This is a genomic window from Mesorhizobium sp. 128a (assembly GCF_053848025.1).
In genome coordinates this window covers 50599-72349 of sequence record NZ_JBSPKY010000018.1, presented here as the reverse complement: position 1 = coordinate 72349, position 21751 = coordinate 50599, and the positions used below count along the sequence as shown (strand labels likewise).

The 21751-nt window shown below is 63.2% G+C and carries 17 protein-coding genes; 5 read left to right on the top strand and 12 right to left on the bottom strand.

What is annotated here, in order from left to right:
- Nucleotides 1-172 precede the first annotated feature (172 nt).
- The 3 genes from ACWTU9_RS25690 to ACWTU9_RS25680 are packed head-to-tail and all read left to right on the top strand — an operon-like array spanning nt 173 to nt 4989.
- Nucleotides 173-2320, top strand: coding sequence for a GumC family protein (locus tag ACWTU9_RS25690; RefSeq protein WP_455860751.1), 2148 nt, complete (start codon nt 173-175; stop codon nt 2318-2320).
- Between the two features lie 3 nt (nt 2321-2323).
- Nucleotides 2324-3454: a glycoside hydrolase family 5 protein gene (locus ACWTU9_RS25685; RefSeq protein WP_455860750.1), complete on the top strand. Its 1131-nt coding sequence runs from the start codon at nt 2324-2326 to the stop codon at nt 3452-3454.
- Nucleotides 3451-4989: a hypothetical protein gene (locus ACWTU9_RS25680; RefSeq protein WP_455860749.1), complete on the top strand. Its 1539-nt coding sequence runs from the start codon at nt 3451-3453 to the stop codon at nt 4987-4989. The genes ACWTU9_RS25685 and ACWTU9_RS25680 overlap by 4 nt, the downstream gene beginning before the upstream one ends.
- On the opposite strand, the gene ACWTU9_RS25675 is transcribed toward ACWTU9_RS25680, so the two are convergent.
- From ACWTU9_RS25675 to ACWTU9_RS25655, 5 genes are all read right to left on the bottom strand, one after another.
- Entirely contained in the window at nt 4961-5629 is a 669-nt protein-coding gene (locus ACWTU9_RS25675; RefSeq protein WP_455860748.1) for a hypothetical protein, read from the bottom strand. The genes ACWTU9_RS25680 and ACWTU9_RS25675 overlap by 29 nt on opposite strands.
- Before the next feature lie 377 nt (nt 5630-6006).
- Nucleotides 6007-7662: an FAD-binding dehydrogenase gene (locus ACWTU9_RS25670; protein WP_455860747.1), complete on the bottom strand. Its 1656-nt coding sequence runs from the start codon at nt 7660-7662 to the stop codon at nt 6007-6009.
- A 47-nt stretch (nt 7663-7709) separates the two neighbouring features.
- The gene (locus ACWTU9_RS25665; protein ID WP_455860746.1) at nt 7710-9422 is read right to left on the bottom strand and encodes an aldehyde dehydrogenase family protein; all 1713 of its coding nucleotides are present in this window, start codon (nt 9420-9422) and stop codon (nt 7710-7712) included.
- Between the two features lie 21 nt (nt 9423-9443).
- Complete coding sequence (locus ACWTU9_RS25660; RefSeq protein ID WP_455860745.1) at nt 9444-10616, bottom strand: alanine racemase; 1173 nt, start codon at nt 10614-10616, stop codon at nt 9444-9446.
- Nucleotides 10613-11992 carry a D-arabinono-1,4-lactone oxidase gene (locus ACWTU9_RS25655; RefSeq protein ID WP_455860744.1) on the bottom strand — a complete coding sequence of 460 codons (1380 nt, stop codon included), beginning with the start codon at nt 11990-11992 and terminating at the stop codon, nt 10613-10615. Before ACWTU9_RS25655 ends, ACWTU9_RS25660 begins: the two co-directional genes overlap by 4 nt.
- Nucleotides 11993-12215: 223 nt before the next feature.
- On the opposite strand from ACWTU9_RS25655, the gene ACWTU9_RS25650 reads away from it, so the two are divergent.
- Nucleotides 12216-13382 (top strand): alpha-D-ribose 1-methylphosphonate 5-triphosphate diphosphatase, encoded by a 1167-nt coding sequence (locus ACWTU9_RS25650; protein WP_455860743.1) that lies wholly within the window; start codon nt 12216-12218, stop codon nt 13380-13382.
- Nucleotides 13383-13404: 22 nt separating this feature from the next.
- Here ACWTU9_RS25650 and uxuA read toward each other — a convergent pair whose 3' ends face one another.
- On the bottom strand, nt 13405-14589 hold the full coding sequence (uxuA, locus tag ACWTU9_RS25645) for a mannonate dehydratase (RefSeq protein WP_455860742.1): 1185 nt from the start codon (nt 14587-14589) through the stop codon (nt 13405-13407).
- Nucleotides 14590-14672: 83 nt separating this feature from the next.
- Here uxuA and ACWTU9_RS25640 point away from each other — a divergent pair, with 83 nt between their 5' ends.
- Entirely contained in the window at nt 14673-15458 is a 786-nt protein-coding gene (locus ACWTU9_RS25640) for an SDR family NAD(P)-dependent oxidoreductase (RefSeq protein WP_455860741.1), read from the top strand.
- Between the two features lie 32 nt (nt 15459-15490).
- On the opposite strand, the gene ACWTU9_RS25635 is transcribed toward ACWTU9_RS25640, so the two are convergent.
- The 6 genes from ACWTU9_RS25635 to ACWTU9_RS25610 form a co-directional block, all read right to left on the bottom strand.
- Nucleotides 15491-16327: an amidohydrolase family protein gene (locus ACWTU9_RS25635; RefSeq protein WP_455860740.1), complete on the bottom strand. Its 837-nt coding sequence runs from the start codon at nt 16325-16327 to the stop codon at nt 15491-15493.
- A gap of 132 nt (nt 16328-16459) precedes the next feature.
- Complete coding sequence (locus ACWTU9_RS25630) at nt 16460-16750, bottom strand: hypothetical protein (protein ID WP_455860739.1); 291 nt, start codon at nt 16748-16750, stop codon at nt 16460-16462.
- A 70-nt stretch (nt 16751-16820) separates the two neighbouring features.
- Complete coding sequence (locus ACWTU9_RS25625; RefSeq protein ID WP_455860738.1) at nt 16821-18350, bottom strand: MDR family MFS transporter; 1530 nt, start codon at nt 18348-18350, stop codon at nt 16821-16823.
- 210 nt (nt 18351-18560) lie between these two features.
- Nucleotides 18561-19397: an ABC transporter ATP-binding protein gene (locus ACWTU9_RS25620; RefSeq protein ID WP_455860737.1), complete on the bottom strand. Its 837-nt coding sequence runs from the start codon at nt 19395-19397 to the stop codon at nt 18561-18563.
- On the bottom strand, nt 19394-20317 hold the full coding sequence (locus ACWTU9_RS25615) for an ABC transporter permease (protein WP_455860736.1): 924 nt from the start codon (nt 20315-20317) through the stop codon (nt 19394-19396). Before ACWTU9_RS25615 ends, ACWTU9_RS25620 begins: the two co-directional genes overlap by 4 nt.
- A gap of 103 nt (nt 20318-20420) precedes the next feature.
- Nucleotides 20421-21356 (bottom strand): ABC transporter substrate-binding protein, encoded by a 936-nt coding sequence (locus ACWTU9_RS25610; RefSeq protein WP_454574933.1) that lies wholly within the window; start codon nt 21354-21356, stop codon nt 20421-20423.
- Between the last annotated feature and the right edge of the window lie 395 nt (nt 21357-21751).

The following is a 21751-nucleotide window of genomic DNA, read 5'->3' as shown; positions in this document are numbered from 1 at the left end:
ACCTGTCCCTGAATAGAACAAAAACTCCCGCAAGCGCCAGTCCGAACGCGACGAATGGTTACTGGCGCCCCCGCATACAAAGGTGAAACGCTTTGGTAACCTTAACGAAGGGCTAACGATAATGGGAAATAGTGCGAGGTGTAGAGTGAAGTTACTCTGCAGAGGAAAAATGATGAGTTCTGCCAACATCGACGATCGCACGCTTCCACCGCTGTTTGATATCGCAGCGTTGTGGGCGATTCTTTGGGGCCGTCGCCTGATGATTTTTGTCATTACAGGTGCCGTGCTGCTGCTGACGGTGCTCTATCTCGCCGTGACAAGCCCGAGCTACACGGCAACGGCCTCGATCCTGATCGACCCGCGCGATTCGCGTTCCACCAATTTCAACAGCGTTCTTCCCGGCATCGGCTCCGACAGCGCCGCCATTGCCAGCCAGGTCTTCGTCATTGAATCGCAGGATCTGTTGGGAGACGTGTTCGACGGTCAAAAGGTGGCGAGCGACCCCGAATTCTCGGGCCGCGGCCTGGTATCGCGGCTGTTTTCGATACTCGGATCGAATCAGAAGGCCACGCGCGACGCGACCTTCAAGCGTTTTCAAAAGGCGGTGTCGGTGGAGCGCGAAGGGCTCACCTATGTCATCAATGTCAGCTTCACCTCGAAATCACCGCAGACGGCCGCGCGCATTGCCAACGCCATCGTCGAGCGCTACCGGACCGGCCTTGCAGGAGAACGCGAAGGCGCCAACAGCGATGTCAACTCCCTCCTCAACGAAAGGATCAAGGGTCTGCAGAAGGACGTCAGCGACGCCGAACGCGCGGTTGAGGATTTCAAGACGACGCACCGGATCGTCGATCCGACCGATGGCGGCACGTTGCAATTCCAGCTCGACCAGCTGACGACGCAACTGATCACTGCCCAGGGCGACGCCGACCAGGCAAGGGACCGCTACAATCAGGCGCTTGCCGTGGGCAGCTCGTCGGCCGGTCTGGCCAGGCTGGCGGAAATCCTGTCCTCCAACTCGGCCATCAAATTGCGCGACGACTACAATCAGCGCGCCGCCGAGCTCGCGAACCTCGAAACCATGTATGGGCCGCGCCATCCGGCGATCGCGCGGCTGCGCTCCGAGCTCGAACGGATGAACCGGCTCATGGGCGCCGAGGCCGACCGCATCAGGCAGCAGTTGAAGGCCAGCTACGATCTTGCAGCGCAAAACGTCGGCAAGTTGCAGGCCAAGCTCGAAGCTTTGCGCCAGCAGTCTTCCGACTCGAGCCTTGCCCAAGTGCAACTGCGGCAGCTGGACTCCAAGGCCCAGGCCGCACGCGGCGTCCTCGACGACTATCTGAAGCGCGCCAAGGAAACCTCGCAGATGGAGGGCGTCCAGACCTCCGAGGCGCGCACGATCGCCAAGGCCTCGCCCCCGCTGCAGCCGACCTGGCCAAAGCCTGCCCTGCTTCTGCCGGTGGGCACGGTTCTTGGACTTCTCGCCGGATGCGGTCTCGCTCTGGCGTTCGGCCCGGTCCGCCGGCCCGAAGACGAACCGCAGGCGCCCAAGGAAGAAATGGTGCCGGTGGCCCAGCCGAGGCGGGACGCATCGCGTCCGGTGGCCCAGCCGGCTCCGAAGCCGGTTCCGGCCAGTCTGGGCGAATACCGCGTGCCGGCCGCCGGTACGGCGCTTTCAGGCATCAAGGCGATCAGGGCCTCGCTGTTCCAGGACGGCGACGAAGCGCTTTCGCGCGACGTGCTGAAGCTGATGCGGCAGATCATCCTGCGCCTGCACGACCATCCCAAGCCCTTTGTGCTGGCCGTGTCCTCGACGCGCAGCAGCCTCGAGGCAAGGCTTGCCGGCGCATTGATCGGGATCAGCCTGCAGCGGGTCGATCAGAATGTGCTGGTCGTTGAAATCGAAGGCCAGCCGTCCGCTTTGGCGGGCCACGGCCCCGGTATATTTGTCGACAGCGCCAGCGGGCTGCGAACTGCCATCTGCAGCCCGCAGGGGCAAAAAAATGGCCGGACCTTGGGCGACGTCCTGACTGAGGCCGGAAACGCCTTCGACTTCATCCTCGTCAGCGCCCCGGCCTTCAGCGAAAAGGCCTGGTCCCCGGAGTTTTTCACGCATGCTGACCTGACGCTGCTGGCGCTGAACCCATCGGAGCAGGCAGCCGACGCTGCCGCCCTGTTGGCGCAACGGTTGGGCGTCGCCCAGATCGGACGCAGCGCCACACTGGTAATCGCACCGCAGACCGCGCAGCCGGCCGCCCGCACGCCAATGCAGCCTTCCGGCGCCGCCGATCGGCGCCGCAGTTTGGCTGCGAGGACCTGATCCGTGCCGGCGGTGGTGACATCGCTGCCGGTGATGTCACGGCGGCAAGCGCTCGCGCTGGCTGGCGGGGCTGTGCTTGCGGCCCTCCCCTTCCCGAGCCATGCCACGACGACTGCGCATAGCGTTCCGTCGCGCGGCTTCAATCTTCCGGGATGGCTCGATCGCGAGGCAGGTATAGCTCCCGCCACTGCGACGCTGGAAAAGCTGCGCCAGTCGGGGTTCGAAACCATTCGCTTGCCGGTGAACAGCGATCTTATCTCGGTCGGCGACCGGGCTGGGCTCCGCCGCATCCATGACGGCGTCGCCGACCTTGTCAGGCTGGGCTTTGCCGTCCTCGTCGACATGCACCCGTCCGCGGACCTTCACGCCGCTTTCGAGCGCGATCCGGCAGCTGCAAGCGAACAGGTCGTTCAGGCGTGGACGGCCTTGCGTCCTGTCATCGCCGATCTGCCGGCGGCCTCGGTCTATCCAGAGCTGCTGAACGAGCCGCCGATGGAGCGCACCGTCTGGCTGGCGCTGCGCGACAGGCTCGCCGAGACGCTGCGTGCAACATGTCCGCAGCACACGCTGGTCTGGGGACCGGCACGCTTCCAGGGCATTTGGGAGATAGCGGATGCGCCGCCTCTGGCCGACGACAACCAGATCGCCGCCATCCATTTCTACGCACCGACGGCCTTCACCCATCAATGCGAGAACTGGGATACGTCGCCGCTCGCCCGCATGGCCAATTTGCCGTTTCCCGCGACAAGAGAGACCCCTGCGGTCCGCGATCTCATCGCAAGATTGCGCACTGCCGGCGACGAAGAGGCCGCTTCGCTGCTCGAGGACGAACTCTCGAACCCGTGGACCGAGGAAGCGATTGCTTCGAACTTTGCCGAGGCGGGACGCTGGTCGGCGGCTCATGACTGCCCGGTGATGCTGAACGAGTTCGGCGTGCTCAATTTCTGCGTCGATGCGCAAAGCCGCGCGGCCTGGGTCCGTGCCGTGCGCGAGGCCGCCGAAGCCAATCATATCGGTTGGACCTATTGGGAGCTCGACCAGGGCTTTGGCTTCATCGCCAACAGGCAGAGCATGGAAGGGTTCGACGCCTCGATGATGGCTGCCCTCCTGGGTGGCGAGGCGGGCCAGCTATGAGCGTCACCGGAGCATATCCCCGCGTCGGGCTCGGCGAACCGAGCGCATCGAGCGCCGAGGCCCTGCTGCATATCTCGATGGCGTTCATCGTCGTGGCGCTCGGCGTTTCGGCTTTTGCGGTGTGGACGCCGTTCGGGATTGTCGTAACGTTCATAGTGACGCTGATCGTTTCGAATGCGGTGCCTGCCGGCATTCCTGTCGTGATCATCTGCGCCTTTCTCTACCAGAACCTCATGGTGGCGTGGTACACGCCTTACATCCCCGACAACGATACGTTCGATGCGCTGCGCGGTACGAACTTCATCATCCTGATGACCGCCTTCTGCATTTTTCTGGCGGCGTCGTTTCAACACCGAGTGCGCGCGCTGACCGAATTGCGCGGCTGGCTGCTGCTGAGCATCGTGCTGTGTGGGACGATCTGTTTCTATTTTGCCCTGGGCGCCGTGCATGGTGGCCCCAAGGACGCGGTCGTCTACTTCCGCAACACGATCACGCCGCTCGCCTGTTTCCACATCGCGGTCCTGGCCGCCAGCCTCTATCCCATCGACCTGCGCAAGAGCATGCTCTGGCTCGGCGCCGGCGCGGTCATCTACGGCTATGTCGAACTGACCTTCACGATGAATTTCCTCGGCCTCTTTCATGGCGACCTCTACATCGAACGTAACATCTCCCGGCAGATCGAGACCGGCGTGTGGGAGAAGGCGCTCAAGGAGACTGGCTTCGTTTTCCGTGGGCTCGAGGACGTGATGACGACGACCTTCTTCAACACGCCGTTCTTCAACGACATCCTGCCAACTGTCTTTCGCATCGGCGGTCCGAACTTTCATTCGATCAGCTATGCCTATGCGCTCAGCATCATATCGGCGTGGCTGCTCTTCAGAGGCCGTTGGCTGCTGCCCATCGCCGCCTTGCCGCTGCTGGCTGTCATCGGCTCCAAGGGCGCGACATTCATGCTGCTCGTCGCGCTGTGCGTGCGGCTGTTCCACCGCCCTTCCCGCACCGGCCTGACGCTTGCCGGCGTCATCGCCCTGGCCGTGGTCTGGACGACCGCGGCAATCGCCTATGGCGCCACCCATGGCGACTATCACGTGCTCGGCCTGGCGGCAGGCATACGCGACTTCCTTGCCAACCCGCTCGGCCAAGGACTGGGGCTGGGCGGCAATCTGTCGAGCACCAGCATCAATCTCAGCTGGTCGACCGCGCAAGCGGAAGGTGCCGCCTCCGTCCCCGTCGAAAGCGCAGTCGGCGTCATGCTCTACCAGATGGGAATTGGCAGCCTGGTCTTCTTCGGCTTCCTGGCGGCGCTCGCCATGGCGGCACGTCGGCAGCTGATCGAAACCGGCGACCCGGATTTCCTGTTCGGCTTCGTCGGCATTGTCACCATCTCGGCCAATGCCGTGCTGCAGGAAGAGGCATTCTACTCACCCCTCGCTCTCGCCTTCTGCCTGCTGCTCGTCGGTGTCTCGCTGGGCACGCGCTGGCGCGAGCTGGCGGTGCAAAGAGCAATTAAGGCCCGAACACCACAAGCTCGGTGAAGGTCAGGTCGCCTGGCGCCGGCGGATTCGGACCCTTGAAATATTTTATCCCCCGGTTGGCGAAGTAGCGGCCGAACAGGCCAGGGACGGGCTCCCTGCCGTCGACGAGGCAAAGCAAGATTGCCCTTCGCAAGGCAAAGCGCCCCAAGGCGCCGGCACATCGGCTCAAATCCGCCAGAGAGCGGCAATAGACGATCTGGGCGCAGGGGATGAGACCATGCAGTATTCGGCGCGGCATCAAAACCAGAGGAAACGCCACCCCGTCGCAAATGCAGACCAGAGAGATGCAGCCCAGCGTGGCGTGTTCCAGGACGATGTATCTTTCGCCGTCGGACAGCATCGCCAATTCGGCAAGATCGGGACGAACCTCAAGCACCCGACACGACCCGTGCACCGAACTCAAGGCGGGCAGAAACGCAAACTGTCCATGCGAAAAAAGCCGAAAGCCGAGTGCCTTGTTAGCCTTCAATGTCGCGGGCGCCGGCGAAATGTTCGTGAAGGTCACGTCCCTCCGCCTGAGGATCGCCCAAATCAGCTTCATGGCCTGGGGACGGTACCCTTCGTCCACCGTCCAGCTTGAAATGTTGCAACGGATTTCATCGCCTTCACGGCCAGGGAAGCGGGCGTAGAGCGTCAGCACGACGCCAACGATCCGGCCGGCATGCTCCAAGGCAAAGCCGTATTTTGGAAAATCGGCGACGATGGGCCGCTGCGACAAACGGTCGAGCGCGCGCATCCAGTAATTGCGGCTGCGTTCTGGAAAGCCCCGACACAGGCAATCGGCTACACCGTCCCAATCACCCTGGCGAATTGGCCGGCAGGTGAGATCGGGAGGAAGGGTGCCAAGTGCTACCATAGTCGACCCGTGACACGATCGAATTACCAGATCCATTCACCCCCAAACTCTCGATAACGCAGGACGATTAACAATCTCCTCTGTCGTCGAGAAATACCCCGACCATGGCACCCGATGATGGTCTGACCTGGGTCGACGCCAGCGTTGCTCGATTCGCGGCGTCACCTGCCCGCCGCGTGCCGACCTGCATTCCTGCCGGAGAAGATACAGCTGCCGAGAAACGTCCCTTCCAGCGCATTGTAGCCGTGATAGCCACCGCCACCGCCGCCGGCCACCTCGCCTGCCGCGTAGAGCCCGGCAATGGGCTCGCCATCGCCGTCCAGAACCTGTGAATTGAGGTTGGTGTGCAGGCCGCCCAGCGTCTTGCGCGTCAGGATGTTGAGGCGCACCGCAATCAGCGGCCCGTGCCTGGGGTCGAGTATCTTGTGCGGTTTAGTCACTCGAAAAATCTTGTCGCCGATGTAGTTGCGGGCGCCGCGGATGGCCGTGACCTGCGCGTCCTTTGTGTAGGCATGCTCGACTTCGCGGTCGCGCGCCACGATCTGCGCCTTGAGCCAGTCGTAATCGAGCAGATTGTCGCCAGACAGCGCGTTCATGCCCGCCACCAGGTCGGCCAGATTTTCGCGGACGACGAAGTCCTCGCCCTTGTCCAGAAACGCCGCCACCGATGGCGGCGCCTTGCCGCCGCGCCGGTTCTTCAACACTGCCCGCCAATCCTTGGCCGTAAAGTCGAGGTTCTGCTCCGAGCCGGACAGCACGAACTCCTTCGAGGCGATCGTCTTGGTCAGCACGAACCAGGAATGGTCATGCCCTGTCGACAGGATGCGCTTCAGCGTGCCGAGCGAATCGAAGCTCGGGAAGAACGGCGCCTCCATGCGTTGTCCGAGCGCATCGAACCATAGCGGCGACGGCGCCGACAGGATGCGGATGCCGTGGTTCGGCCAGATCGGATTCCAGTTCTTGATCCCCTCGACATAGTGCCACATCCGGTCGGCGTTGATCACCGCGCCGCCGGCGTCCTGGGTGATCGCCACCATGCGGCCATCGACATGGTGCGGCACACCGGCGACCATCCGCTTCGGCGCCGGCCCCAGCCGCTCGACCGGCCAGACCTTGCGGACAAGCTCGTGATTGCCGCCTATGCCGCCGGAGGTGACGATCACGGCGCCGGCCGAGAGTTCGAAATCACCAACGACGGTGCGGTTCGACTGCTTGCCGCGCTCGACGCTGGACGCCTCCAGGATTTCGCCAGCAACGCCGGTGACCGCGCCATTGGCCTTGATCAGCCGGCTGACCTGATGGCGGAATTTCAATGTGATCAGCCCCTTGGCGACGTGCTCGCGCACACGCCTTTCGAACGGCGCGACCACCCCCGGCCCAGTGCCCCATGTCAGGTGGAAGCGCGGCACCGAATTGCCATGGCCATTGGCCAGAGCGCCGCCGCGCTCGGCCCAGCCGACCACCGGCCACCAACGCATGCCCATGCCGTGCAGCCACGGCCGCATCTCGCCGGCGGCGAAATCGACATAGGCTTCCGCCACTTTCCTTGGCCAATGATCCTCAGGCCGGTCGAACTGGGCCGAACCCAACCAGTCCTGCCAGGCGAGGTCGCGGCTGTCCTTGATGCGCAAGCGGCGCTGCTCGGGCGTGTCGACCAGAAACAGGCCGCCGAGCGACCAGAACGCCTGGCCGCCGAGAAAACCGCCGCCCTCCTGCTCGACGATGATCACGCGCTTGCCGGCATCGCCGAGTTCCGCGGCAGCGGCCAGACCGGCCAGCCCGCCGCCAACGATGATTGCATCCGCGTCGTCAGCCATGGCGCAACTCCTGTCTCGGCTTTCTGTCGTTGTCTTCGCCGCTTGCGCTAGCCGCGCAGCGCGTTCCAGATGATGCGCGGCAGTTTCAGAAGGCTCGGCCGGTAATTGAACTCGGTGATCAGACGGCCGACGACATCAGCCCTTTTGTGGGTCAGGAACCAGGCCGGCTTCGGCATGATGCGGAACGGCGCTTCGAGCACGCTGCGTTCCGGCTTGTCGAACAAATAGGTGTTGTGGACGACGCCGATGCCACTCTGCACGTCGTCGAGCGTGTGGCCGGGGAAAGCGCCCCAGGTCGGCCGCAGCAGCGCGAACAGAACGCCGCTCCAGGAATTGATGCCGATTCCGCCATAGCGCAATTCAGCAACGATCTCCTCGAAGCGCTGCCGCCCGATCTCGGCGATTGTCTTGGGATGGATGAGAATGTTGGCGGCGAGTGTGCCGTGCAGCTTTTCATTGGCGTAGGCGACTGCAGCGCGCAGGTAGGATTCGGCATTGCCCGCCGGCAGCCGCATGACGCTGAGCGCCGGCGCAAACACCTCGGCGTTTTCGAGATAGGCGTCAGTGCCCGGCCGGAACGGCACCACCACGCAGGCCGGCCCGCCGGGCCGCTCGAATTTCTGCACGCTGTCGGCATGCGCTTCGAACGCGGTGAGGCGCTCGGTGGCACCGGGATAATAGGCTGGCCGCGACGGGGCCCTGTGCATCACCTTTTCCAGTGCCGCCAGCAGCGCTTCGGATTTGTCCCAGTTCTCCGGCAGCACCAGCATCTGGCAGGCGATGCAGTTGAAGCCGGAATTGTTGAGCTTCTGGGTCGCGATCAGTTCGGCATGATAGGCGATATCTGCATTCGACCATGGGCCGGGAACCACGATGGTAGGCGCCACGCCGCCGAGTTCCGAGGTGATGCGCCTGCTGTTCCTCGGCGTGCCCGCCGCCTTGTTCTTGCGGCCCTCCTCGCCGGGACCCCAGACGATCACATCATGCGAGGTGGCGGCACCGGTGATGTGCATGTCGTCGACGAGATCGTGGTTGCACAGGTAAGCGCCGACATCGGCACCGCCGCGCACGATGCGCAGCGCGCCGAACTCGATCAGCGGCCGCAACGCCGGCTTGAGGAAATCGATGAGATAGTCGTTGACCGGGTTCATCTTGAGCAGAACTACCTGGTGTTCGACGAGCAGCTTGTGCAGGCAGTCGAGCGGCGCGATCGAGGCGACATTGCCGGCGCCGAGCACGAGGCCGATCTTGCCCTTGCGGCTGGTGCGCGGCGCGTCATAGGCCGAGGCGGTGTTAGCGGCGAGGATCGCCTTGGTCACGCCGGGCTGCATCCAGATTTCGGCCTTGAGGCCGGTGAACAGCACCTTGTCCCAGACCGAATTCGGAACCACCGTCACCGCCACCTGTCCGTTGGGCAAGGTGCGGACCGGCAACTTGTCGAGGAATTTCTTGCCCTCCATCAGGCTCAGCGTGTGGATGAACTGGTTGCAGCCATCCATCAGAGCCGCCGGACCGGCCAGCCATTCCTCGCCTTCCAGCGGCGAGCCGGTCGGGATGCCCTTCTTGCGCGTCGCCGTCTTGACCCACGCTTCGGCGACCTCGCGGATGTGATCCTTGACCTGCCGCAGCAAGCCGATCCGCTCGCCATTCGAGGTCTGCGCCCAGTCAACCTTTTTGCTGTCGAGATCGGTGAGCGCCAGATCGAGTTCGGCTGCCCATTCAGGCTGCACGGGGTGGGTTTTGGCTGCCCTTGCGACCATCGTGTCCTCCTCCACTTCGATTTACGAAAACGGCAGCGCGGCCCATTGCTCGACGAATTTCCCGCCGGAATAGACCTGGATCGAACCGAACTGCTGTAGCACGAATTCGCTCTGCGTCGGACGCAGGAAGGCGTAGTCGTCGGGTCCGACATTGACGTCGTCGGGCAACGCCATGAATTGCTGATTGGTCGAAAAGCCGAACGTCTTGTCGGTCTTCATCCCGGCGGGATGGACGGGCTTGGCCATCCATTTGCCGCCGTAGAGAAAACAACCGCGCCGCGGCAACAGCCCTAGTTTCTGCAGCAGCCAGGAGCGCTCGTCGAGGCCCGGCAACCGGACATCGACAACCTTCAGGATCGGCGTCGAGATGAAAGCGGCAGGCTGCAATTGGCTGAGGCTGGGCACGTCGAAATCGGTCGGCAGCATGAAAGCCGATCCGATGGACAATTCATTGGCGCCGACCCAGCTGTCATAGAGCAACGCGGTGCTGCTGCCGCCAAGATTAAGGATCCTGCGCTGGTCGGGCGCGAGGCAGCCGACATACTGGCGAAACAGGCTGACGGCCTTGGCGCGCGCTTTGGCCGGTCCGCCGAGCAGTTTGGGGATATGGCCGATATGCGCTTCATAGGCCATGACGCCTTCGCATTTCAGCCGTGGATATTTCGCCAGCGCGGCAACCGCCCGCGCCAACGCGTCGGGGTCGCTGATACCGCCGCGATGCAGGCCGACATCGACCTCGAAGCAGATACGAAGCTCGCGGTCGAGCTCCGTGGCAAGCGCGCCGTAGGCGGCAAGCCGCTCCTCCGTATCGATCAGCCAGACGATGCGCGAGGTCGCCTCGCCAAGCCCGGCGAGCACTCCCTTGGTGAGGGAGTGTCTCGCGCCGGCAACCGGCATCGGCTTGCCGAGCAGGAGATCGACATCGGGAAAGGCTTTCAGCATTTCGGCGCTGATCGGCAGATGGAACGTCATCAACCTCTCGGTCGAAAACGCCGCACGGATGTGTTCGATGAGCGGCAGGCAAGGCAGCGACTTGTCGACGAGGCGCAGATCGAGGCCCGTGGCGAACTTCGCCTTGATCGCAGCAATGTTGTGATCGAGCCGGTCGAGATCGAGCACCAGGCAAGGTTGAAAGATCCCGGCCGCCCTGAGCGCGCCAGACAGGTCGGCGAAATAAGTGTCGGTCAGGCTCATGTCGCGACGCCAAGCAGCCTGGCCATGTAGGGGGACACGAAGCGGTTGTCGGGGTCCATCTCGCGACGCACCGCCATGGCATCGTTCCAGCGCGGATAGAGCGCGCTCAATTCCTTTGATGTCAGGCTGTGCATCTTGCCCCAATGCGGGCGGCCGCCGCGCTTCCTGAAGATCGGCTCGGCGGCGTTGAAGTACGCCATCGGATCGCGCTCGACGCCGTGATGGATGGCGATCGAACAGGTCGGGCGCTGGTAGAACGGGCTCAGCCAGATGTTGTCGGGCGCGACGACGCGAACCTCTATCGGGAAATAGACGTCCGGAAACCGCGTCTCGAGCAGCCTAATGAGTTCGCCGAGTGCACCAGCCCCTTCCTCGAACGGCAGGTGGTACTCCATCTCGTTGAACTTGACGTTGCGCTCCGAGGTGAAGACCTTCAGCCAGTCCTCGACATAGTCCTCTGCCGGCACTTTCGCGAAGGCGGAGCCGATGAGACGGCGGCGCAGCCATGGGAACCAGCTGAGATAGTCGCGCAGCTTCCTGAGTGTGGTAACGGCATCGTCGTCCTCCGTCGGCGGACGCACGGTTGCCGGCGCATCGGTGATATCGCTGGCGATCAGCAGCGCCTGACCGGAAAACGGCACGTAGTAGAACTCGGCCGAGCGGTGCGCCGTCATCGTGCGCTCGAATTGCGACAGCACATCGGCAATCGGCGCCGTCCAGCGGCGATGCCGCATCCGGTAACTCGCCATGTTGCGGATCGTCACTTCGGTGACGGCGCCGAAAGCGCCGAGCGAGGCACCCATGGCATCGATCATGTCAGGGCTTTTGGCGCGGTCGAACTCCTTCACAGCGCCGCGCCCATCGACGATCTGCATCGCCTCGAGCTGGGTGTGATAGGCGCCTAGCGTGATGCCCGAACCATGCGTGGCGGTGCCGAGCGCCCCACCGAAAGCCTGCTTGTCAATGTCACCCATATTCGGCAGCGCCTGGCCGACGCCATGCAGAAGTTTTGCCAGCGCGCCGATCTTGGTACCGGCGCCGACCCGCGCGGTCAGCTTGGCCGGATCGTGCGACTTTAGCCCCACGAATCGGTCGAGCGACAGGATGGTACCGTCATTCCTGACCAGCGGCGTGAAGGAATGTCCGGTTCCGACAAAGCGAACCGGCCCGGGCGACTTGCGAATAGCAACGCATAGCTCATCGAGAGTCTGCGGTTCGGCAAAAGCCTGCGGCCTGGCCGTGACATAACCCGACCAATTGCTCCACTGGCTGACAGCCTCTCCCACAATCGCCTCCCTGGAATGGCCGGCTTGACCGGTCTTGATCGCTGCACCGGAATAATATGATACATAGTCAGCTTTTTGGATATGATACATTGTCAGCTTTCTGTCAAGCTGGCAATCGAACGGTACGCTGCCCTGAGCCGGCTTGAGAAGAAAAGCGGCGTAAACTTTCATGACCGTGACTTTTCGCGTCAATCACAAGGCCCGTCACCGATTGTCATTTTTCGGGGGCAAGCAGCTGTTATGGGACGGCTGTCCCATGGTCTTGTCGACCGAAAACCCGTCCTGAACTGCCTGTCCCCCGAAGAGAAATCGTATGTGGCTAAGTGAATTCGAAATTGTCCTGCGCGACCGCATCATCCCGAGCGGCGCCATCCGCATCGAAAACGGCCGGATTGCCGAGATCCGTAACGAGCCGGTCGAAAATGCCGACATCTCAGGCGGCGGCCGACTGCTCCTCCCCGGCTTTATCGACATGCATGGCGACATGGTCGAGAAGGAAGTCGAGCCGCGCCTCGGCGTGCATGTGCCGATGCAGATCGGCATTGCCGAACTCGACAAGAAGCTGGCTTCGTGTGGCATCACCACGGCCTATGCCGCGCTCTCGTTCATCGGCGCCAGCATCACCAGCGGCGTGCAGCGGTCGGAAGACCATACCTCGGCGATCATCGACACAATTGCCGGGATGAAGGACCATCTGCTGGTCGACCACCGCATCCATGCCCGCTTCGAAGTCACCTTCACCCCGGCGGTTCCCATGCTGCAGAAGCTGATGGATGCCGGCAGGCTGCATCTGATCTCGCTGATGGACCATACGCCCGGACAGGGCCAGTATCGTGATGTCGAGCTCTACATCGCCCGCATCGCCAAGGAGCGCGGCATGTCGGTTGCCCAGGCGTCCGAGGTCGTCGGTCACCGCATGGCCGGCCGCGAAGGCCAGGGCGATGTGCTCAACGCTTTGCAGGACCTGTCGGCGCGTGCGCAGGCCAAGGGCGTCGCGCTTGCCTCGCATGACGACGACACGCTGGAGAAGGTGGAACTGGTTCATGGCCTGGGCGCTACGCTCAGCGAATTCCCGGTGACCCTGGAAGCGGCGCAGGAAGCCCGAAGGCTCGCAATGCATACCGTGATGGGAGCGCCCAACGCGCTGCGCGGCCAGTCCTATTCCGGCAATCTGTCGGCGCGGCAGGCTTATGAGGCTGGACTGCTCGACATGCTGGCCAGCGACTATCACCCGGCCTCGATCCTGCCGGCCGTGCTTGGGCTGGCTGAGCTGCGCAACGGCGGCTTGGTGACGGCGGCGGCGCTGACCAGCGCCAACCCGGCGACGGCACTAGGCCTTACCGATCGTGGCGCCATCGAGCCTGGACTTCTCGCCGATCTCGTCATCGCCGATCGCCGGCCGGTCGCGCGGGTGCGGGCGACATTCCGTGCCGGCCGCATGATCTACAGCGACGGCACACTGAACCGGCGCCGGCATTGAAACGCAAGCTGCTTGGCGCTTCTCAAGCCAGCCCGAACGTCTCCACGGCGCGCATGATGCCGCGCAGTTCGGCGAGGCCTTTCAGGCGGCCGATCAGCGAGTAGCCGGGGTTGATCCTCGTCTTGCCGATATCGTCAGCGAGCAGATGGCCATGGTCGGGCCGCATCGGGATTTGCCAGTCGGCGCGGCCCTCTCTGTGGCGACGCGCCTCTTCCTGCATCAACGCCAGGATGACATGCGCCATATCGGTGCCGCCCTCGAGATGCTCGGCCTCGTAGAACGAGCCGTCCTTCTCGATGGTGATGTTGCGCAGATGGGCGAAATGGATGCGATCGGCGAATTCCTTGACCATGGCGACAATGTTATTGTCGGCGCGCGTGCCGTAGGAGCCGGTGCAGAACGTCAGGCCATTGGCCTGGCTGTCGACGGCATTGAGAATGAAACGCGCATCCTCGGCGGTCGAAACGACGCGCGGCAGGCCATAAAGCGAAAACGGCGGGTCATCGGGATGGATGCACATGCGCACCCCCTCCTCTTCCGCCACCGGAATGATCTCGCGCAGGAACCAGGCGAGGTTGTCGCGCAGTTCCTTCGGCCCGATCCCCTCATAGTCCGCCAGCGCCTCGCGAAAACTGTCGCGGTCATATTTGCGCTCTGTCGCCGGCAGACCGGCGATGAGATTGCGCTCGATCTGGTCGATCTTCTCGGGCGGCAATTCCTTCAGCCGCGCTTCCGCCTGCGCAATACGTGCCGGCGTATAGCTTGCCGCACCGTTCTTGCGCTTCAACACGAACAGATCGTAGGCAGCGAAATCGATCGCATCGAAACGCAAGGCATACCCTGTCGTCGGCAGGCGGTAGGCAAGATCGGTGCGGGTCCAGTCGACCACCGGCATGAAGTTATAGCAGACCGTGGCGATGCCGGCCTTGGCCAGCACGCGGATCGAGTCGCGATAGTAGCCGGCATAGCGCTCGCGTTTCGGCGCGCCGATCTTGAAGGAATTGTGGACCGGGATGCTCTCGACGACCGACCAGGTCAGTCCGGCTTCCTCGATAATGCGCTTGCGCTCCAGCACTTCGGCTTCAGGCCACGCCCTGCCGTCATAGATGTGGTGCAGTGCCGAGACCACGCCGCTGGCGCCCGCCTGCTTGACATGATCGAGCGTCACCGGGTCGTCGGGTCCATACCAGCGCCAGCATTGTTCCATTTTCGGCTTTCCTTCTACGAGAGGTTGGCAACTTATTGTTGGACCGCGACGGGAGTCGATAGAAAATGGGGGAGTTTTCGAAAATGACGGATTTCAACGGCAAGGTGGCCTTGGTGACGGGGACCACAGGCATCGGCCTGGCGACCGCCCGACGCCTTGCGGCCGGTGGCGCCGCAATTATCGCCTGCGGCATCGACCGCGCCGCCAATGCGGCGATGAAAGCGCAGTTGGAAAGGGCTGGAGCAGCAGCGCTGGTCGTCGACACCGACGTCTCCGTCTCCGACCAGGTGCGCGACGCGGTGGCGGCTGGCGTCACAAAGTTCGGCGGCCTCGACGTCATCGTCAATTCGGCCGCGGTCCATCCCTATGGCACCGCCACGACGACCGACTGGGAAACCTGGAACCGCGCAATGACGGTCAATGTCGGTTCGATCTATCTGACTGCCCATTTCGGCATTCCGGAAATGATCAAGCGCGGCGGCGGCGCCATCGTCAACGTCGCCTCGGTGCAGGGCTTTGCCTGCCAGCAGAACGTCGCCGCCTATGCCACGACCAAGGGCGCCATCCACACGCTGACGCGCTCGCTGGCGCTCGACTATGCGGCGGTTGGCATCCGGGTGAATTCGGTCAGCCCGGGCTCGATCCGCACGCCCATCCTGGAAAAGGCCGCGCGTGGCGAGAGTGGCAGCGATGCCGATGTCGAAGAGGCCTACAAACGCTTCGGCGCGGCGCATCCACTCGGCCGCATCGGCGAACCGGAGGAAGTGGCGGAACTCATCGCCTTCCTGTGTTCGGCGAAAGCCGGTTTCTGCACCGGCGCCGATTACAGGATCGATGGCGGCCTGACCGCAGGCATCGGTGTTAAGTAGTCCACCGACGAGCGACAGCCACGGACAGAAAACTACAGGCTCCACATCCGCCTTGCGTTACCCGACAGCAGCTTCGCCCGCTCGCCGGTGCTTGCGCCGGCGATCAGCGCATGCGTCGCAGCCACCCAGGTCGCCAGGCCGCCGCCCAGAGTGCACACCGGCCAGTCGCTTCCCCACACGACCCGGTCCCAGCCGAAACTGCCGATCGTGTGCTCGACATAGGGGCGCAAGGTTTCGACGGTCCACGAACCGGCGTCGGCGTAAGCGACCACGCCAGAGATCTTGGCCGTCACATTGGGGCGCCGCGCGATCTCGGCCATGTGCTCGCGCCAGGGATGTTCGCCATTGCCCTTTATGTCGGGCACGCCACAATGATCGAGCACGAACTGAACATCGGGTGCGAGGTCGGCAAGCGCGATGGCGCGCGGAATCTGGTGCGGCAGAACGACGAAATCGAAGGTCAGCCCAGTGCCGGCAAGCCGTTTGATGTTGTCTCGAAACAGCCCGCTGTCCGAAAGCTCGTCCGGCATGACATGCAGCACGCGACGAAATCCCTTGACGAACGGATTGGCCTGCTGGCGCTCGAGATAGTCGGCAAAGCCGCCCTCCTCCGGCCGGCAGGACGCGATCGCGCCGCTGAGCAGGCTTCCCTCCTCCAGCGACTGCGCCCTGACATGGCTGGTCTCGGCCTCGATGTCGGCGGCATCGACATCGACCTCCATGTGAAGCGCCGCCTCGATCCCCGCGCGCCGCGCCTGAGTGGCATATTCTTCGTGCGAAAAATCGCGGTTGAGCGCCGGCACGCCGCCAAGCCAGGGATAGCGCAGCGCCGACAGGTCGATCAGATGCAGATGGGTGTCGATAATCATGCTTTCCTCGCCGGATCGGTTTCCTTTCATGGCCGGATGCCCGCGCCGGCGCATGAAATATGTTGCTCAGCCCCGTTTCGGGATTTCCTTATCCTCATCAGCGGCAGCGTCAGCCCGCGCGAGCCGGAAATTTCAAAGGCCTAGGATTGAAATGAAGACGACGTCAACGACCAAAAGGCCCGATAAAATCCATGCAACTGCTTTATATGGTCGCGTTACTTCCTCCCATTCATTCAAGAATTCGGGAGTAATTTTATTATTTTCCCAGTCTACGCGAACATGGCCCGCCCCATCATTGTGGGCGAATGATCGATAACCGTTGTATTTTTTTACAAGCAGGTGCTTGCGATAATTCCACACCATCATAGATAATCCCCAACCAATTATTGGCGCGAGAAAAAGGAACGCCTTGATCGATTTCAACTAAAGGTCTCCTTTAAGTAGAGATTGATTCGGTGGCAGTCTCTCACAAAGGGCAGAGCTAGCTTTCGCATCAGCCCCGCTTCGGAATCTCTTTATCCTCGAGCAGCAGTGTCAGCCCCATGGCAACGAAATAGAGCGCCGCCACCCAGATGAACATCACGTTAAAACCACTGGAGTAGTGGTCGAGCACAACTTCGCGGATCGCGACCGGCAAGCTTGATGCGAGGTGCGGGGTCAACCCGTTCAGGCCCTGCGGCAGCAGGGCGGCAGCATCGGCTGGGAGTTCGGCAGTCTGCCCGTTGAGCGCCCAGATCATCACCGCGCCGTTCAGTGCCAGGCCGAGAGATGCTCCGAGCGTCCGCGCCTGGGTGATCAGCGACGTAACCGCGCCGATGTCCTGCAGAGGCGCCGCCGCCTGGATCGCCACGATCAGCACCTGGAATTGCAGGCCCATGCTGACGCCGAACACGGCCATCATCAGCGCCAACACCCAGATCGGCGTGTGCTGGTTGGTGATGACAAAGCCGAGCATCAACAGCCCGCCAATCCCCATCGCCACCACCGGCATCCATTTGTAGCGTCCGGTTGCCGCGATCACCCGCCCGGCGACGATCGAGATCACCATCGACGTCAACGACGCCGGCAGGAACAGAAAGCCGACTTCGGCGGGGCTGAGACCCGTCAGCGTCTGCATGTAGAGGGCGAAATAGAAGAACATGCCGAGCGTCACCGTTCCGGCGACCAGAGACACGCAGGACACGATGCTGACCGTCGAATTGCCGAACAGCCGCAACGGCACGATCGGCTCCTCGGCCCGCCGCTCGACCATGATGAACAGGCATATTGCCACCAGCGCCAGCACCGGCAGCGCGAAGGTGAAGAGGTCCGGCCCTGAGAGGTCGAGCACATGATAGCCCCAATAGACGATGGCCGTTGTGCCGATGGCGAGCAGCGCGCCGCCGAGATAGTCGATGCGGTGCCGCTTCTCGTTGAACCGGCTGCCCATGGCGAAGGCCAGCACCGCCATCACGACGATGCCGATCGGCAGGTTGACCAGGAACACCCAGCGCCAGCCGAACAGGCTGGTGATGTAGCCGCCGGCCAACGGACCGAGCACCGACGACAGCGCAAACACCGCCGAACTGTAGCCCTGGTATTTGGCACGATCGCGCGGTCCGAACAATTCGCCGATCATGGCGAAGGCCGACACCATCAGGCCGCCGCCGCCTATGCCTTGCAGCACGCGCGCGGCGATCAGGCTCTCCATCGACCATGCCATGCCGCAGACCAGCGACCCCAGCAGGAACAGGCCGATCGCCGTCAGCACCACATTCTTGCGGCCATACATATCCCCGAGCTTGCCGTAGAACGGCGAGACCGCGGCAGTCGAGAGCAGGTACGCAGCACCCACCCAGCCGAACAGATGCAAATTGCCCAGTTCACCGGCAATGGTGGGCAAGGCAGTGACGACGATTTGCATGTCGATGGTGGCCATGAACATCGCGATCAGCGCGCCGAAATAGACGATCAGCGTCGTCACGTCGGGCCTGGCCCCGGCCTCAACGGGCGGCGCATTCGGCAGCGTCTGGTCGACAGTCATCGGGGTCTCCCTAACTTGGGGCGCGATTTATGTGCCCACGGCCGAGAGGTGTCAAATAGGCGATAACGCCATGTCGACCCAGTCCATTCGATTAACAGGAAGAGCCCCAGCGCACGGTACAGTCGTGGATGATGGTCGTCGCGATCTGGTCCGCGGGATCGAGTGTGCCAGAGGCTGTTCGAAGCACCGCACACAGACGTTGGTCAGCCCTCAGGCCGTCTTGCTCGCCCCTACCGCTGCCTGCTTCGCGCCCATCCCAAGCAGCAGATTGTCATCGGAGAGCTCATCTCCCCTCGCCTGCCGGAACAGGTTCAGCATATCGGGAACGTCAAGGCTCTTGCGCTGGTCACCGGCAATGTCGAACACGATAGTGCCCTCATGCAGCATGACGGTGCGCGTGCCGTGGTCGAGCGCGTCGCGCATCGAATGGGTGACCATCAGCGCGGTCAGTTTCTGCTCCTCGACGATGCGGCGCGTCAGGTCGAGCACGAAGGCCGCCGTGCGTGGGTCGAGCGCTGCGGTGTGCTCGTCCAGCAGCAGGATCTTCATGCCGGTCAGCGTCGACATCAGCAGGCTGACCGCCTGGCGCTGGCCGCCCGACAACAGCCCCATCGAATCGCTCAGGCGGTTCTCCAGGCCGAGGCCCAGCATCGACAGTTTTTCGCGAAACAACGCACGGCGGGTGGCATCGAGCGCGCGGCCGAAGCTCCGCACGCTGCCGCGCGAAAAAGCGAGCGCCATGTTTTCCTCGATCGACAGACGCTCGCAGGTGCCGGCCATGGGATCCTGGAAGACGCGGGCGATCAGCTTCGCCCGCTTCGGCGCCGGCCAGCGGGTGACCTCGGTGCCGTCGACGACGATCGAACCTTTCTCCGCCCTCGCCGTGCCGCTCAGCACATTGAGCAGCGTCGATTTGCCGGCACCGTTGGAGCCGATGACGGTGACGAACTCGCCTTCGGGAATGACCAAGTTCAGGCCACGCAGCGCGCGGTGTTCGAGCGGCGTGCCGCGCCCGAAGGTGACGTGAACATCGCTGAGGCTGATCATGCCGCGCCCCTTTTCAACAGGCTGCGCATCGGGTTGGCGACCTTGGGCAGGATCAGCGCCATCGCCACCAGCACGGCGGTGACGAGATTGAGGTCGGAGGACTGCAGGCCGAGCCAGCCGGTGTTCAGCGCCAGCGCGATGGCGATGCGATAGGCGATCGCACCGAAGACGCAGGAGAAGATGCCGATCACGATCGACCGCGTCCGGAAGATCGTCTCGCCCAGGATCACGGCGGCAAGGCCGGCAATTGCCGTGCCGGTGCCGACGGTGACATCGGCGAAACCGGCGGTCTGCGCAAACAGCGCGCCCGCCAGCGCGACGAGGCCATTGGCGAGCGCCACGCCGATATAGGTGTGCATCTCGGTCGGGATGCCTTGCGCCTGCGCCATGCGCGGATTGGCGCCGGTGGCGCGCATCGCCAGGCCGAACTCCGAGGTCAGGAAGCGGGCAAGCAAGGCGCCGACGGCACTGACGATGATCAGCAGTGCCAGCACCTTGAGCGTCGGCCTTCCCGGCAGTTCGGAAGCCTCCACCAGCGGGCGCAACCAAGCAAACAGGTCGATCACCGTCGGTTGGTTCATCAGCGGGATGTTGGGCCGGCCCATGATGCGCAGATTGACGGAGAACAGCGCGGTCATGGTGAGGATACCGGCGAGCAGATGCAGGATGCCGAAGCGGATGTTCAGCCAGGCGGTGACGATGCCCGCAAGGCAGCCGGCGACGATCGCCGCCAGCGTGCCGGTGACGGGATTGATGCCGCCCGAGATCATCGCCGCTGCAACCGCCGCACCCAGCGGAAACGAGCCGTCAACCGTCAAATCGGGAAAGTCGAGAACGCGAAACGAGATGTAGACGCCGAGCGCCACGAGCGCGAAGACAAGCCCGATCTCGACAGCGCCGATCAGGGAAATCAGGTTCATGAACCGCTCCGTTATCTTCTAGCAAATCAGGCGAGGCGCTTGCGCGCCACGCCTGATCCGTCTTGTTCTGCAGGGCGCGGCATCGCGCCCAGGCGAAACGGTCCTATTCGATGACCTGCTTGGCGCGGTCGCGCACGCTTTTCGGAATGGTCACACCCATGGCCTCGGCGGCCTTGGCGTTGACCATCAGGTCCGTGCCGGTTGCATTGCGCACCGCGATGTCGCCCGGCTTCTCGCCCTTGAGCACGCGCACCACGATGGCACCGGTCTCAAGGCCGACCTGATAATAGTCGAAGCCGACGGAGGCGATCGCCCCTCGCTTGACGGTGTCGTTCTCGGCCGAGAACACCGGCAGCTTGTTTTCGGCGCCGACGGCCAGGATCGTCTCCAGCGCCGAGATGATCGTGTTGTCGGTCGGCAGGTAGATGACATCGACCTTGCCGACCAGATTCTGCGCCGCACCCGCGACATCGGCCGACTTGGATGCCGGCGCTTCGACGATCTCGAAGCCCTTGGCCTTGCCCAGTTCCTTCAGCGCCGACAGCAGCGCGATGCTGTTCGATTCCGCCGGATTGAAGGGCACGCCGATCTTGGCGGCCGACGGCAGGAATTCCCGGATCAGGTCGAGCTGCTGTTCCAGCGGCGAGAAGTCGGAAATGCCGGTGACGTTGCCGCCGGGATGGTCGCGGTCGGTGACAATCTGCGCCGAGACCGGATCGGTCACCGCGGTGAACACCACCGGAATATCCTGCGTCGCCGACACCACGGCCTGCGCCGACGGTGTAGCGATGGCGACGATGACGTTCGGCTTCTCGCCGGCGAATTTCTGCGCGATCTGCGCGGCGGTGGCCGGCTGTCCCTGTGCCGACTCGAACTCGAAGGTCAAATTGTCACCTTCCTTGTAGCCGGCATCCTCCAGTGCCTTCTTGACGCCGGCGCGCGCCGCATCCAGCGACGGATGCTCGACGATCGCGGTGACCGCGACGGTAACCTTGTCGGCCGCAAGCGCGCTCGCGCAGCCCAAAATCGCCAGCGCCATGACGCCTCCGGCGAGACCTGAGATGAAACCCTTCAATTCTTCCTCCCACTGCTTCTGCTGGACGTCGCCTGACGTTCAGTCGTCTATCGCAAATCTATCGCTTGCCGGGTCGCAAAGCGACCGGAAGCTTTCGAAATCCTGCTGTCGATACCTGGCAGCAGCAGCGCCGCCATGATCAGACGACGACGCCGCCTGTCTGATAGCAGGCAGACCGGCTTACTTGCTAGTTTGATGCTTTGTGCCACCCGCCTGGGCAGCCAATTGATCGGCGACCGTCGGATCGCCTCAAGAGAATTGAAGACTGACGGAGGGCCGCCACAACGTGGCGGCCCGATTGGTCAGCCGGCGGCCCGACGCCTTCGATACTCAGGCACCCGGCAATCCGCCCCAGCCCC